Origin of the sequence: Methanobrevibacter sp. (assembly GCF_017468685.1) — an archaeon.
GTDB lineage: Archaea > Methanobacteriota > Methanobacteria > Methanobacteriales > Methanobacteriaceae > Methanocatella.
Genome location: NZ_JAFUHT010000054.1, coordinates 14,909 through 29,029, shown reverse-complemented (window position 1 = coordinate 29,029; position 14,121 = coordinate 14,909). Strand labels below are relative to the sequence as shown.

Below are 14,121 nucleotides of genomic sequence, written 5' to 3'. Positions count from 1 at the left end.
AAATGCTTAATACCTATCATTAACAACGGTAGTTCTTGTAATTGAATTAAATAATCTGTCAGTGCGTAAAATCTTACCGATAATCCAATCAAATATAATTGGAACCCAATATATTTTAGTTAAATTACGAACAATAGCTTGTATCCATGAAATATCTGCACCATTGCTTGATTTAACTTCCAAATACATTAATGATTTACCGACACTGGCTGCAAAAAGCTTTTCAGTTAATACAAAGTAAACCATGATTAAAATTGGAACTATAACCGGTAAAAACTGATAAACTTGATAAATATTTTTTGCACCAACAATAGCAAACAGGAAATATGATAAAATCCACATTATTGCTGAAACCACAAAAAAATCAATAACATATGCAATTACTCTTCTTGTAAATACAGTAGCCATATTATCTCCTCAACAAACTCTAGGAACCGGATCAGCTATCGGTGCTTCAAGAATTCTTTCACCACCAATCGGAGTGTTTACAACAACATAATCTCCTTCAACAACTTCACCAATGATTGCTGCATTTTCACCATATTTTTCGCTTTTGATAGCTTCAAGGATTTCTTCAGCCTTATCTGCCTTAACACCCATAACCACTTTTCCTTCATTAGCTACTTCAAATGGATCAATACCTAACATTTCAGATACTGCATGAACTTCCTCTTTGATAGGAATCGCTTCCTGTTCAAGAACCACGCCAACACCTGCTTTTGAAGCCATTTCATTGATTGCATTAGCAAAGCCCCCACGAGTTGGGTCTTTCATAGCAGTAACTCCACCAATTTCTAAAGCTTTTTTAATTATATTCCACATAGGAGCAACATCTGATTTCAAATCAGTATCAAAACCGAATCCTTCCCTAAATGACATTAAACTCATACCATGGTCTCCGAGACTGCCTGTGATAATAATTTTATCACCTACTTCAAGACCAGAATCACGGACCACTTCACCTTTTTTAGCTATTCCAATTCCTGTTGTAACCATAACAATACCGTCAAGCTTGTCTTGAGGCATGACTTTTGTATCACCAGTAATTACTGCAACATCAACTTCTTCACAAGTTTCATTTAAAGATTTGATGATTTTGTCCAAATCTTCAATAGGAAAACCTTCCTGCATGATTATAGCATTAGAAATAGCCAACGGTTGAGCACCCATTACAGAAACATCATTGATTGTTCCTGCAGCTGAAATCCTACCAATGTCTCCTCCTGGGAAAAACAAAGGATCAATAGTATGACCATCAGTAGTTAAAACAATTTCATAATCTCCCATTGGGATAGATGCACCATCATCTAAGTCATCTAAGCTAATACCACCATTAACACTTTTTTTAGTGATATTATCTAAAACTGTGCTGGCAATTAAATTAGCCATTACTTCTCCACCAGCACCATGATTCATACTAATTTTATCGTCTGACATTTTATCTCCTAAAAAATTATTTTTAATGAAATAATATTTGTAAAAACAAGTATATAATTTTAGTTAAAAAAAAGTTAAAAAAAAAGAGAATTTAAAGAAAAATCTTTAAATTAAAATTCCGTTAATAACACCGTCTTGACCAGGTCTAGATGTTACTTTAGCATTACCTTCAGGAGTTTCTACAATAGCCCCTTTGGTAATAATGTTCCTTCTTACGTAGTTAGGGTTTGCAGTGTTTTCGATTACTCCTAAAATGTCAACAACTTGGGTTTTACCGTTAGCATCAGTAACATTGATTTTATTACCTGTAGCTAATCTGAGTTTTTCGTTTCCACCACGGGTTCTGATTTTTCTTAATCTTTTTTCATCTAATCTAGTTTCTGCTGGGTCTCTTCCTAACTCAGCTTTTCTTTTTCCACGGTTTGCAACATTTCTTGCACCGGATGGACTTCTAGTTGATTTTCCTTGAGAAATTGCCATTATTTCACCTAAATAAATATAATATATAAATAATAATCGCTGTCTGTAAGCCTCTTTTCAATTAAGCTGAATGCAAGAAAATTTACAGCCTAATTTTTGAGAGCAAAAAAGAGCCTTAAAGAATAATGATAATAAAATATTACTTTTTCATTATATATAAATGTTTTATTTTAATGGAAAAATAAGTTAATTTTTAGAATTTGAAATAAAATCATCTATTAGTTTATCGAATTCTTCTTCGCTCATATCTTTATTTGATGCAGCATCAAGAATTTCCTGAATTTCACTTTCAGAAACCTTATCTCCCAAAAGATCAATTAATAACTCTCTTAAGTCATCATCATCAATGTAAGCTTCAGCGGAGGTAATTTCTTTAGAATTGCCGTCTTCATCAAGTATATAGTAAGGAACTTCTTTCATTATCTAATCCTCATCGTCATCAACAAATTCATAATAAACTATTCCATAAGGATCATCATCAAAATACCATTCATTAGGTTCTTCAATGAAATCTTCATCATCTAAAATATCATCATCAACATCAACATCTTCAGCGCCTTCAACCTGAATAACAATATTAACATCCTCGCCTAAAGATTCTACATCAATACCTAATTCATCCAAATCAATTTCTAACTCGCCGTCTTCAATTGCATCTTCAGGAACTACAATGACAATTTCATCACCAGAGTTAATATCTATTTTTGAATCTTTCATGATTTTGCCTCCTTATTGATTATAATTATATAAATATTAAAGTTAGTCATATTTAAAGGTTTTAGATAGTAACCGTTAGATGTTACTATCTATTAAACATTTCATTTTTGGAATTCCGAAACTGTTTTTGCATTTAATTGAGCAGATTTTGGAATTTTCTATGCACATGTCAAAACATAAGCATGATTCGCTGCAATCAATATTAATCTTAACATCTGCACTTTCCAACAGTTCTTTAGAAGTGTTAAAAACTTCTGATGCATTCGGAATGAAAACTGAAGTTGGCATATTGGAATTATTAATACCTAAATAAATTCCGTCTGAAATTCCATAATCTGCACGATATCCTTTTTCACCATCTACTTTGCCTACAAATGTATCGTTTATTTCATCATAACTTGAGATTAATCTTTTTTTCATTATATCAAACCTCAAACATTATTATGACTTACATAACTTATAATGAAAGTCCAAGAGCATTTGAAAAGTAATATTAAGTTTTTTTAAAGTAAATAACGTTATATCAATACAATAAAATTGAAATCATTTCGTAAAATTGTTTTAGAAAACTATTAAAACAATAATGAATATAATTAAATTAGGTGTCATGATGGTTCAGGAGACAAAAGAACAGTTAGAACTTGAAGCAGAAATTAAAGCACAGGCTCAAAAATTCTTAAAGTATCTTAATTCAACTTTACCTGAAAGCATGGAGTTAGAATACGAAGGATTTTACAGAAGAGGATTCTTTGTAAGCAAAAAAAGATATGCTGTAATCGAAGATGGAGAGATTATAGCAAAAGGATTGGAGTTAGTCAGAAGAGACTGGGCACCTATCGTAAAACAAACCCAAGAAGCAGTACTGATGGCTATTTTAAAAGAAGGAGACTCAGATAAAGCTATCAGTGAAGTTAAAAAAGTCCTAAAAAGACTTAGAAAAGGGGAAGTTGAAAATAAAGAACTTATTATCCACACCCAAATAACAAAACCATTAAACCAATACAAACAGGTTGGCCCCCATGTTGTTGCAGCTCAAAGAATAGAAGAACATGGTATTAAAGTATCCAGAGGCACCATCATCCAATACATCATCGTCAAAGGAAAAGGTTCAATCAGCCAGAGGGCAATGCCTTATGAATACAGTGAAGGATATGATTATGATAAAGACTATTATATCAACAATCAGTTGATACCTGCTGTTGAAAGAATTATGTATTCATTCGGATATACTAAAAAGGACCTGCAAGACATGGCAGTTGGCGAGGTTCAACAAAGTCTTGATGCATTTTTCTAAAAATTTAAATATTTTTAAAATAAACATATCACCATATGATTCAAAATGATGATGACCGTGTTGTATTTTTTGATGTAGATGGCACACTGCTTGACACATCCGACTTTGCAGAAACTGCAAGAAAAGCAGCTATAGGATTAATGGTAGATAATGGATTGCCACTTGATAAAGATGAAGCATATGGTGTATTAAAAACTATTATCCGTGAAAAAGGATCAAATTATGGAAAACATTTCAATGTTTTGACCCAGGTTGTTTTAGGCCACGAAGACCCCATGCTTGTAGCACTTGGAATGATTACCTACCACAATGTTAAAATGGCACTTTTAAGACCGTTTCCAGAAACCATTGAAACATTAATTTATCTTAAAAGTCAAGGATACCGTTTGGCAGTTATATCCAATGGAATAACCATCAAACAATGGGAAAAATTAGTAAGACTCAACATCCATTCATTTTTCGATGAAGTGATTACATCCGAAGAAGTGGGCAAAAACAAACCAAATAAACTGATATATGATGTGGCACTTAGAAAAATGAAAGGAAATCCTGAAAAGTCAGTGATGATAGGAAATAAATTTAAAGAAGATGCATTAGGAGCAGTCAATGCCGGAATGAGTGCAATTCTTCTAAATTCAGATATCACTGAAGAAGACAGGGATTATATTAAACAAGAAAAATTAGATATAACCCTTATTGACAATATTGGTGATGTAAATACAATTTTATAATCACCATTTAAAATTCTAATTCTAAAGTCACCGGACAGTGATCAGAACCGTAAATTTCAGACAATATTTTAGCAGATTTTACATTGTCTTTCATTTCTTCATTTACATAAAAGTAATCAAGTCTCCAGCCGGCATTTCTGTCACGTGCTTTTGTCCTATAACTCCACCAGGTAAAGTTGTTTTCACCTTCATCAAACATTCTGAATGTATCAACAAAACCGGCTTCCTCTAACTTGTCCAACCATGCACGTTCCTCAGGCAAATATCCGGATTTTCCTTCGCAGTTTTTAGGATTGTAAACATCAATCGGATGATGAGCAATATTATAGTCACCAGTGATGACAACATTTTTGCCCTGATTTTTAAGCTCAACCAATTGCTTTAAAAGAGCCTCACAAAAATCAACTTTAAAATCAAGCCTTTTAGCATTCATTCCACTGTTCGGAAAATAGATATTGTATAAAATAAAATCTGGATAGGTAATTTTTAAAACCCTGCCTTCACTGTCAAGCTCTTCAACGCCCAATCCTTTTACAACTTCGACAGGTTCAATTTTGGAGTATGTTCCCACTCCGCTGTATCCTTTCTTTTCAGCCTCATTAAATGCCTGATGATATCCGTCAACATCAACCAGTTTCTTTGGAATTTTATCCTGTGTTGCTCTTACTTCCTGAAAGTTAATAATATCTGCATCAGTATTATCAAACCAGTCCCAAAATTCATCTTTTTTTGAAACTGCCCTGATTCCATTCACATTCCAAGAAACCAGTTTAATTGACATTATAATCTGACTCCTTTTGAAAGAGGAACTTCACGAAGCCATTTGATATCGCTTTTGTAAAGCATACGAATGTCTTCAACATCATACCTAATCATTGCCAATCTTTCAATACCCATACCGAATGCCAGTGCAGGTTTGTCAATTCCTAATGGTTTTAATACTTCTGGCCTGAACATTCCGGCACCACCAAGTTCAATCCAACTTCCTTTTTCTTCCAAATAGATTTCAGACTCGGTGGAAAGGTAAGTGTAAGGGAAGTAGGCAGGTCTAAATCTTACTTCAAAACCAAGTTTTTTATAGAATTCCTTTAGAGTACCTAAAAGATTCTGATAGCTGATTCCTTCACCGCAAACAAGTCCTTCGACCTGATGGAATTCAGGCAAATGCTTGTAATCGAAAGTTTCTCTTCTAAACACTCTACCTACTGAAAACATTTTCATAGGTGCTTCATGCTCATATAAGTGTTTGGTTGATATTCCTGTTGTGTGGGTTCTTAAGACACTTTGGCGTGCAATGTCTTCACTCCAATCGTATTGCCATCCAACAGAACCGGTATCTGCACCATTTTCATGAGTTTCTGCTGTGAGTTTGACCAATTCATCATCAGGCAAATCACAGGTCAAAGGATTTTTCAAATAGAATGTGTCCTGCATTTCACGGGCTGCGTGATCCTGTGGCTGGAAGAGTGAGTCAAAGTTCCAGAATGCAGATTCCACATATTCACCATTGTCCTCTACAAAACCCATGTTCAAAAAGATTTCACGGATTTCATCGATGATTTCTCTCAATGGATGTTTTTTACCTGCAAAGACAGTTGGTGCTTCTGCAGTAATATCATACGGACGGTACTGCAGGCGTTTCCATTCCCCATCCTTTAATTGGTCATGAGTCAATTGAGTAGCTTGTTCTTGAATAGTGAATCCCACTTTAAGGATTTCTTCACCTTTAGGTAGAATTTTAAATGAGTGTGAGGTTTCTTTTTTAACATTTAAAATGTTTTTTCTTCCAGTTAATTTTTTAAATCCGTCCATTAAATCATCAGTGAAAAGTTTTACTCCTTCGGCATTTGCCTTAAGATAATCAAGCACCTTTTCATCAACACCAGCTTTATCGGCAAATTCCTTACCCATTTCAGTGATGTTGATTACACCCTGATCTATTTGAGCCCAGTTTTTCTGACGTAACCATCCAAGAGCAATTCCAGTTTCTTTTTTATCAATTCCTGCTTCTGCTGCCAAGTCTTTCATGGCAATTTCTCTTTTTTCTGCAAGAACGTCCAATATTTTTCTTTCCGGAAGTCCGTTTTCTGCATATTTAAGACCGTCTTCGGTTAAGGAATATGTTTTTTGAACTTCCTTATCCACTTCAATAATGTCTTTTGAAGCAAGTGATCCTGCTGCACTCATTACGGATTTAATGTCCATACCGGTTTTTTCAGCTATTTCTTCAGGAGTTGCTTCTGAATTATTTTCCAGCTCTTTTAAAAGTTTCTTTTCATAGATATGTAATTCACTAATGGTTTTTTTAATATCCTCACTCATTTAAACACCATAATTTATAAATTGATAATATAATAGTATATGTTTTTAGTAATTTATAAAGATAGTGTTAATTCCCCAATTACAACAACTTCACCAAATTTTAGATTCAATTCCAAATCATTAAAAACAAATCTTATGATTCATCATGACCAGTTCAGTAAAAGCCATTGCCTAATACATCTTTGTTTGTTGTACAAATATAAAATCAATCACACCCAATTCTATTATATTTCTCCATCAACACTAAATTTCAGACACATACTGCCTGAAAAGTGCATATGATTTTTTCTTCTCTGCCCTGTCAATAATCATTGACTGGAAAAAAGATGGTGAAAAACATTGAGTGCAAACACGTGAAATTTCGCATGAATCATTTGTATTGCAATTTTTGCCACAATTAGTTGTTTTTTGTGATTTAACTTTCATTTTCTCATCCCCATATTTCGTGTTGAAGATGTTGTTTAAAATAGCAAATACAAATTGTGGAAGTGCGACTTTGCACAAAAGCACGAAAGCACAAAAAAATAGAAAATCTTTTTTAAAGCACTGGATGTGTTTCAATATCCAGTGCTAATTCGGTATTTTGGATTAATGTTTAGATTTGTTAAATATCCTAAGATATTCGAACAAAGTCGTTGAGGTTGCAAATGAAAAAATTTTGACAAATTATAATAATCTGTTCATTGGGTGTCCTTCGACAGGTTCAGTTCCTAATGGTTTTGCAGCTTCAGAGATGAACATATCTGTTTGAGCTACTGCTGGAAATGCGATGTCTGCGTTTTCAATAGGTCCAAATAAAACGAAGTCACCTGCACACATTACTTGTACGATATTTGCACCAATATCACATACAGTAAATGCAGTTTTGTTTCCTGCTTTTTTGTATTCTCTTAACCAGTCCCATGCTGATGGAACGTTGTGAATACCAGATCCAACAGGATATCCCCATTTTGCTTTTTCAGCAAAAGAGGTTCTTGCAGCAATACCTGCACCTTGACCTAAAGGAGTTACTGCAGTATCCATCATGAATTTATCAATTCCACATTCTTCAGCTACTTCAAGCAAACCTTTTTCGTATGCACCATCGTCACCGTTTTCCCACATATTCATTTTACCTTCTACGGTTGCATTCATTGGGTTGAATCCTAAAATGATGGATGCGGAAATGTTGGTTTCAGCTAATGCATCTAATTCAGATTTGTCTGCTGCCATGTTAATTGAATTATAGATTGCCCTTTCGGTTAATCCGACTTCATCAGCGTACTGTGCACCAGCAACTCTTGCATCACCGGATGTTGAATCTATAAGGAACGGAGCATCACAGATGTCTCCTACATATTCAATGTATTTTGGAAGCGCTTCTACAGTTTGTCCGAAAACTTGTACGATGTATGGATTACCGGTTACATCGGAAATAGATGCCATATCGTTGATTAACTGTTCAGCTCTATCTTTATCGAAGTCTCCGGTTAACTCATCATTAAGAATGTTGTGTCCACCGTAGAAAATAGTTCCTGCTAAAACAGTAGGATATTCTCCAGGTTGTCCACCCATTTTGACTCCAGCGAAGTCAAAAACTTCTTGTTCTTTATCAAATTTAAACATTTAATTTAACCTCTTTATTTTTCGACTTAACTTAATTTTATCAATTAAAGTTAAGTCAAGGATATATTCCCCATTATTAATATATAAACATTTCTATACAAATTATAAAATATTATAAAAATAATAAATAACTGTTCAAATTTATAAAAAATGATTATACAATATTTATATAAATAAAACTTTATTATCAAGCAATTATAATTGAAAATAAGGCATAATATCTGAAAATCGATTAAATAGTTTCAAAAATCAAAAAATTAACAATTAATCATAATTAATCATGATTAAAAAAATCAATTGTAAAATCAATAAGATATTTTTAAAATAAGAACAATAAGGAAATATCTATACAAATAACCAAAAATAAATAAGAAAAAATTGTTTTAAAATAACGAAACAATGTCATTACATTAAAACAATCCATTATCAAATAATTTTTACATGAAGTAAAATTATTCTTCATTGAGGGACACTCTCTGACCTAATTCATAAGCCTTTTTAAGGTCTTTTGGCAATTGTGTTTTTTCGCTTTTCTCTTTAAGTTCCGGATCAAACATGTTGTTGACATAAGCGGAATAATGTTTGAACTGCTTGGTATCATAAGCGTATAATGCTTCACATTCCCCAAATATGTTTGTCAGATATCCTCTCATGATGGCAAGCTGATCTTCACCGTTGAAGTAATCCATTTCTTTTGTTACGTTCATGGTATAAATCATTGCAGTTTTGATTTCTTTTTTGATTTTGGACACTCTGTTTCCATCTTCATCAATCAGATAGGTATCCGCTGCAAACAAAAGTCTTTCAAGAAAAGCCTGAGCATATGATGAAATTGATCCATAATATATTGGAGTTCCAATAACTATTGCATCGGCTTTTAGACACATTTTAAGGATTTCTTTTAAGTCATCTCTCCAAAAGCATAGAGGATTTTCAAAATTTTTTTTCAGATGACATGCAAAACAGCTCATACATCCCTTAAAATCATAACTGTACAAATTAATGTAATCCACATCAGCACCGCTATCCATTGCGCCATCAGCGACACTTTTGCATAACTGTGCAGTATTTCCTCTTTTTCTCGGACTTGCATTAATTACTACAACATTCATGATGTAAGATATACAATTCATAATACATAAATTATTACACCAAATCATGAATTGTTTTATTTAATTTATCGACAATTATTTCAACACACTTTTCAGCTTCGCCATCTAATCTTAAAGGGTCTTTTGCAGATACATCATAATCCTGTAAAACTTCATTTACAGCAACTGTTCCAGCTACATCAATTCCTTTATTTTCCAAAATCTTGTTTACACATCCGTTCGGACAGCCATTTACAGCAATTATAGGATATTTTTTAAGCATTTCATTGTTTTTTCCTTCAATATCTGCCGAAGTGGAACCCATACAAATTGATATTGCCCCATCATTTTCTTTTCTGCAATCTCCGACTGCAACACGAGACACCAATCCATTGGCACTCATACCGTTACATGGTGCCAAAGCAATTTTTTCACACATAATAACCTCTCTAATTATAGTCAACGAACAAAAAACTTGTTACTAATCTACTATTATTTAATTACTATTTTTAATATGAAAAACATTACCTTTGAAAATAACTTTTTAAAAATGTTTAAATTTATTTCCGGTGAAAAATCATTATTGGCCAAGCCGTTTTTAATCCAGAATTGACGGTCCACTTCAATCGGATTATCTGATAATGCCATTGCCTTCCACACATCAAAAAATATGATATCTCCTAATTTGGGATTATGTAGTTTATTTGACTCCATATCCCGATTAAATTTTCTTGAAATCTTATCTATTCGAGATACATCCAATACATCTTTTCCGCCACATGCAATTGAAATTTTATAAACCTTATTTACACCCCAATGACGCAATGTTTCATCAATATAGTTTGCAACTTTTTTATGACCTGCTCCTGCAGTAGATACGATTACCAGTGCTTTTTTCGTGAAAAATTCAGGACGGTGATAAAAATATGCAGTGTGGTCAAAGAAATTCTTTAAAAGTCCTGTCACATTCATTGCATATACCGGACTGGCAATTATAATACCATCCGCAGCAATCATCTTATCAACGATAGGCTTGATTATATCTATGTGAGGACATTTCTCTTCACTTTCAACTATGCATTTGAAACAACCGTTACACAAAGGGATTTTTTCCTTCATTAAATGAATTTCATCAAAATCCCCATTCAAATTTGTTTTTGCCTGTTTGACCATTTTCCAAGTGTTTTTACGTCTTGGAGAACCGTTAATAACAACATATTTCATAATCATATCTCCTTAAGCTGTGAATCCAGAATCATTTTTTGCTTAAATTCAAATTGCTTGTCAAATTCATCAACATCTCTCTGATTAATATTGAATACTTCAGGATTGTGAAAAATTCCCGGTTTATCTTTCAAATTTTTCTCATCAAATAATCTTATCATGAAAAACGGAGATTCCTCATTAACATCTGTTCCTTCCAGAAACAGATTATACTCTGATGCAGATTGAAAACCGAATCTGGAGTAATAGTTTTCATCACCGATGACAAAAACAAATGGAAAATTATCACTTGCCAATTTAAGAGTGAAATTGATGAGTTTAGATCCCAGTCCCTTATTTTGATAATTTTCATCAATTGCAACTGGTCCCAAAACGATTGCATCAATTTTTTCATCAGTGTAGTCAATGAAACCTTTTGAATAATTAATATGACCAATTATTTTACCGTTATCTTCAATCACATAGGCCAAATTCCTGATGAAACTTTCATCATCTCTTAAATTATGAACGATATAATGTTCAAATGCCCCTGGACGATATACATTCCAAAAGGAGTTTCTTACAAGATTTTCCACTTCCCAATAATCATTTTCATTTTCAAGTCGAATTTTCATGTGTTACCTCCTTACGGAATCATATAACAGCTTAATGTGATTTTGTGACTTTTTACAAAGCTTTTCGATGAATTTCCCATCATCTTCAGGATAATTGATGATGTAATGTTCATATAAAAGGAACAGGCCGTATTTGTAAAATGATTCTGCGAGCTGTCTTGAATCGGCATCTTCGCGAATCACTTTTTTGAACTTCATCAAATCAAATAACTTAATCCAACCATTGATTGCCTCATCAAGTATGCTTTTTTTAAGAAATCCGTTAATTTTTTCATTGTGATATGATTCTATCAATATTATTCTTGTGATTTTTGACATTTTCTCATCTTTTAGCTGACCTGCAAATGCGTCCAGCCCAGTTTGGTAAAAATAATCAAAACCTACATCGAGATTTGTGCTTGCCTCTTCAATTGGAATGTCTTCAGACATCATCTTTTCGATATAATAATTTAAAATAGAATCCAGAATAGCTTCTTTACTTTTGAAATGATTATATATTGAGCTTTCCTTTATTCCAACTTCTCCGGCGATTTGTCGAACAGAAACACCATCATATCCATATTCTGAGAACAAATCAATTGAAACATTGAAAATTTTATCTTTATTATTTACTTTCATTAACTAACAGTTGTTAGTTATACTATAAAAAACTAACGGTTGTTAGTTTAAAATTTAAAAAAAATTATTTGAAATTGGATTTCAAATAACTTACAAAAATAGAAGCAGCTGTTAAATCTGCAGTTGTTCCAGGATTATACTTATTCTTAAATAAATAATCGTCAAATTCAGCAACCCTATCTATAAAGTCAGCAGAATCTTTCATCTTAAGCAAATCCCTTGTCATGAGAGATATTTTGAGAGCCTCATCATCCCCGTACTTTCTTGAAATCAAAGTATCCGGAACATGTGACAAAATAGTTAAAAATGTCAAAAGACAGGCTTCATTTTTAGACTTCTCTTCTTTTAGTTCATGATAAGTCGGATAGCCTATTTCAAACACGGCAGGCATATCACTGGTCATTTCACGTGCAAGCATGTCCCATGGAGCAGATATTTTCAAAACATCATACATGGTCTGATTATTGTCCCTTAACTCCTGTTTTGCATTGTCGCTTGCAACATCATACTCATCCTGATCGCCCATTCCACCGGCATCTGCAATGTTGATTGCATCATACAAGTCGCATGCATCATCCACTGAAGTGTTTGCCATCAATAATTTAATGTTTTCTCTCATATCATCAAATGAATCGCTGATGGATGCTGCAACGGCAATTGGTGTTGTCATCATGACAATTCCCAAGTTAGTGTTGTTTTTAATCCATCTGTCGGTTTCAGCTACAGCCTGCAGAATGTATTTGCCCAATTGAGGGTTTTCAACATCCACATCACTGCATGCCTCACGTATGGTATCTCCAATGACTATTCCGCTTATGATGAAATCCTCAAATTCCATATCATCATAGTCACGTGTACGGTGAACATTACCCGGCTTTGGATATCCGCTCACTTCCAATGCTGAAGCGATTTGAGCGATTTTTGCAATTTCATTTACATCCATTATATCACATCATTCAAAAGCAGGTATGGTGCAAAATTGGTGATTATCAAATCTGCTCCAGCTCTTTTAATTGAAAGTAATGCTTCAAGAATAGCCCTTTCAGTCAAGTATCCCTTTTCGATTGCAGCCATAATCATGGAATATTCTCCACTTACGTTATATGCAACCAAAGGAAGCATGAACTCATCCCTGACCATTCTGACCACATCAAGGTACGGGAGTGCAGGTTTGACCATTAAAAAGTCAGCCCCTTCAATCACGTCAAGTTCGCATTCACGGATTGCTTCAATGGCATTTCCAGGATCCATCTGATATGATTTTCTGTCCCCTGCATGAGGTGATGAGCAGGCAGCCACCCTGAATGGCTCATAGAATGCTGATGCGTATTTTGCTGAATATGACATTATCATGACGTTTTCATATCCATTATCGTCTAAAGTCTGTCTGATTGCACCGACTCTTCCATCCATCATGTCGGAAGGCGCTACGATGTCAGCTCCGGCTTCAGCATGAGACAAGGCAACCTTTGCAATGTATGGAAGAGATTCATCGTTTAGAATTTCAATTCCGTCGTCAGTGTCATCGTTTTCTTTTATCATTCCGCAATGGCCATGGGAAGTGTACTGGCACAGGCATACATCTGAGATAATTACAAGATTTGTTTCCTTTTTAAGTCTTCTAATTGCCTTTTGAACAATTCCTGTTGCTGAGTAATCAGGTGAAGCAATTTCATCCTTGGTTTCCTCTTTTGGTATTCCAAATACAATGATTGATTTTAATCCTTTAGCTTCAAGCTGTTTTGCAAACTCAACACCTGAATCCAAGGAGTATCTGAATTCACCTGGAAGTGATGAAATCTCTTCCTTTTCATCGCCTTCAAGTTCCTCCTTAAAGTAAATCGGATAAATCAAGTCTTCCTTTAACAGTTTAGTTTCACGAACAATGTCCCTAATCTTTTGATTTTTTCTTAATCTTCTCATTCTTGTAGTTGGAAATTCCATAATAATCACTTAATCATCAGTTGTTTAATGCTTTTTTCAATATA

19 protein-coding genes are annotated in these 14,121 nt (G+C 33.8%); 2 read left to right on the top strand and 17 right to left on the bottom strand.

The features are described 5' to 3' along the window. Window positions 1-6: 6 nt before the first annotated feature. The 6 genes from IJ258_RS07295 to IJ258_RS07270 form a co-directional block, all read right to left on the bottom strand. Window positions 7-408 carry an RDD family protein gene (locus IJ258_RS07295; RefSeq protein ID WP_292805145.1) on the bottom strand — a complete coding sequence of 134 codons (402 nt, stop codon included), beginning with the start codon at window positions 406-408 and terminating at the stop codon, window positions 7-9. Window positions 409-417: 9 nt separating this feature from the next. Continuing rightward, window positions 418-1,437 carry a hydrogenase expression/formation protein HypE gene (hypE, locus tag IJ258_RS07290; RefSeq protein WP_292805142.1) on the bottom strand — a complete coding sequence of 340 codons (1,020 nt, stop codon included), beginning with the start codon at window positions 1,435-1,437 and terminating at the stop codon, window positions 418-420. Window positions 1,438-1,542: 105 nt separating this feature from the next. Beyond that, window positions 1,543-1,917: a 30S ribosomal protein S8e gene (locus tag IJ258_RS07285; protein ID WP_292805139.1), complete on the bottom strand. Its 375-nt coding sequence runs from the start codon at window positions 1,915-1,917 to the stop codon at window positions 1,543-1,545. A gap of 186 nt (window positions 1,918-2,103) precedes the next feature. Beyond that, window positions 2,104-2,337 (bottom strand): hypothetical protein, encoded by a 234-nt coding sequence (locus IJ258_RS07280; protein WP_292805136.1) that lies wholly within the window; start codon window positions 2,335-2,337, stop codon window positions 2,104-2,106. A gap of 3 nt (window positions 2,338-2,340) precedes the next feature. After that, window positions 2,341-2,634: a hypothetical protein gene (locus tag IJ258_RS07275; protein WP_292805133.1), complete on the bottom strand. Its 294-nt coding sequence runs from the start codon at window positions 2,632-2,634 to the stop codon at window positions 2,341-2,343. 75 nt (window positions 2,635-2,709) lie between these two features. Beyond that, window positions 2,710-3,054 carry a hypothetical protein gene (locus tag IJ258_RS07270; protein WP_292805130.1) on the bottom strand — a complete coding sequence of 115 codons (345 nt, stop codon included), beginning with the start codon at window positions 3,052-3,054 and terminating at the stop codon, window positions 2,710-2,712. A gap of 190 nt (window positions 3,055-3,244) precedes the next feature. Here IJ258_RS07270 and IJ258_RS07265 point away from each other — a divergent pair, with 190 nt between their 5' ends. Both IJ258_RS07265 and IJ258_RS07260 read left to right on the top strand, forming a co-directional pair. Further along, window positions 3,245-3,928 carry a DNA polymerase domain-containing protein gene (locus IJ258_RS07265; RefSeq protein ID WP_292805127.1) on the top strand — a complete coding sequence of 228 codons (684 nt, stop codon included), beginning with the start codon at window positions 3,245-3,247 and terminating at the stop codon, window positions 3,926-3,928. 35 nt (window positions 3,929-3,963) lie between these two features. Continuing rightward, a complete protein-coding gene (locus IJ258_RS07260; RefSeq protein WP_292805124.1) occupies window positions 3,964-4,659 on the top strand; it encodes a TIGR02253 family HAD-type hydrolase in 696 nt (231 codons plus the stop codon). A 7-nt stretch (window positions 4,660-4,666) separates the two neighbouring features. On the opposite strand, the gene IJ258_RS07255 is transcribed toward IJ258_RS07260, so the two are convergent. From IJ258_RS07255 to hemB, 11 genes are all read right to left on the bottom strand, one after another. Further along, the gene (locus IJ258_RS07255; protein WP_292805121.1) at window positions 4,667-5,440 is read right to left on the bottom strand and encodes an exodeoxyribonuclease III; all 774 of its coding nucleotides are present in this window, start codon (window positions 5,438-5,440) and stop codon (window positions 4,667-4,669) included. Beyond that, window positions 5,440-6,981 (bottom strand): phenylalanine--tRNA ligase subunit alpha, encoded by a 1,542-nt coding sequence (locus IJ258_RS07250; RefSeq protein WP_292805118.1) that lies wholly within the window; start codon window positions 6,979-6,981, stop codon window positions 5,440-5,442. Before IJ258_RS07250 ends, IJ258_RS07255 begins: the two co-directional genes overlap by 1 nt. 243 nt (window positions 6,982-7,224) lie before the next feature. Next, window positions 7,225-7,407 carry a hypothetical protein gene (locus tag IJ258_RS07245; protein WP_292805115.1) on the bottom strand — a complete coding sequence of 61 codons (183 nt, stop codon included), beginning with the start codon at window positions 7,405-7,407 and terminating at the stop codon, window positions 7,225-7,227. 240 nt (window positions 7,408-7,647) lie between these two features. Further along, window positions 7,648-8,586, bottom strand: a complete 939-nt coding sequence (gene mtrH, locus IJ258_RS07240) for a tetrahydromethanopterin S-methyltransferase subunit H (protein ID WP_292805112.1) — start codon at window positions 8,584-8,586, stop codon at window positions 7,648-7,650. Window positions 8,587-9,038: 452 nt separating this feature from the next. Then, complete coding sequence (locus tag IJ258_RS07235) at window positions 9,039-9,719, bottom strand: flavodoxin family protein (protein WP_292805109.1); 681 nt, start codon at window positions 9,717-9,719, stop codon at window positions 9,039-9,041. A 13-nt stretch (window positions 9,720-9,732) separates the two neighbouring features. Next, on the bottom strand, window positions 9,733-10,116 hold the full coding sequence (locus IJ258_RS07230) for a putative zinc-binding protein (protein ID WP_292805106.1): 384 nt from the start codon (window positions 10,114-10,116) through the stop codon (window positions 9,733-9,735). A 53-nt stretch (window positions 10,117-10,169) separates the two neighbouring features. Beyond that, window positions 10,170-10,901: a flavodoxin family protein gene (locus IJ258_RS07225; RefSeq protein WP_292805103.1), complete on the bottom strand. Its 732-nt coding sequence runs from the start codon at window positions 10,899-10,901 to the stop codon at window positions 10,170-10,172. 2 nt (window positions 10,902-10,903) lie between these two features. Continuing rightward, complete coding sequence (locus IJ258_RS07220) at window positions 10,904-11,515, bottom strand: GNAT family N-acetyltransferase (RefSeq protein ID WP_292805101.1); 612 nt, start codon at window positions 11,513-11,515, stop codon at window positions 10,904-10,906. A gap of 3 nt (window positions 11,516-11,518) precedes the next feature. Beyond that, complete coding sequence (locus tag IJ258_RS07215; RefSeq protein ID WP_292805098.1) at window positions 11,519-12,133, bottom strand: TetR/AcrR family transcriptional regulator; 615 nt, start codon at window positions 12,131-12,133, stop codon at window positions 11,519-11,521. A gap of 64 nt (window positions 12,134-12,197) precedes the next feature. Beyond that, on the bottom strand, window positions 12,198-13,076 hold the full coding sequence (locus IJ258_RS07210; protein ID WP_292805096.1) for a triphosphoribosyl-dephospho-CoA synthase: 879 nt from the start codon (window positions 13,074-13,076) through the stop codon (window positions 12,198-12,200). Then, window positions 13,076-14,077: a porphobilinogen synthase gene (gene hemB, locus IJ258_RS07205; protein ID WP_292805093.1), complete on the bottom strand. Its 1,002-nt coding sequence runs from the start codon at window positions 14,075-14,077 to the stop codon at window positions 13,076-13,078. Before hemB ends, IJ258_RS07210 begins: the two co-directional genes overlap by 1 nt. Window positions 14,078-14,121: the final 44 nt, after the last annotated feature.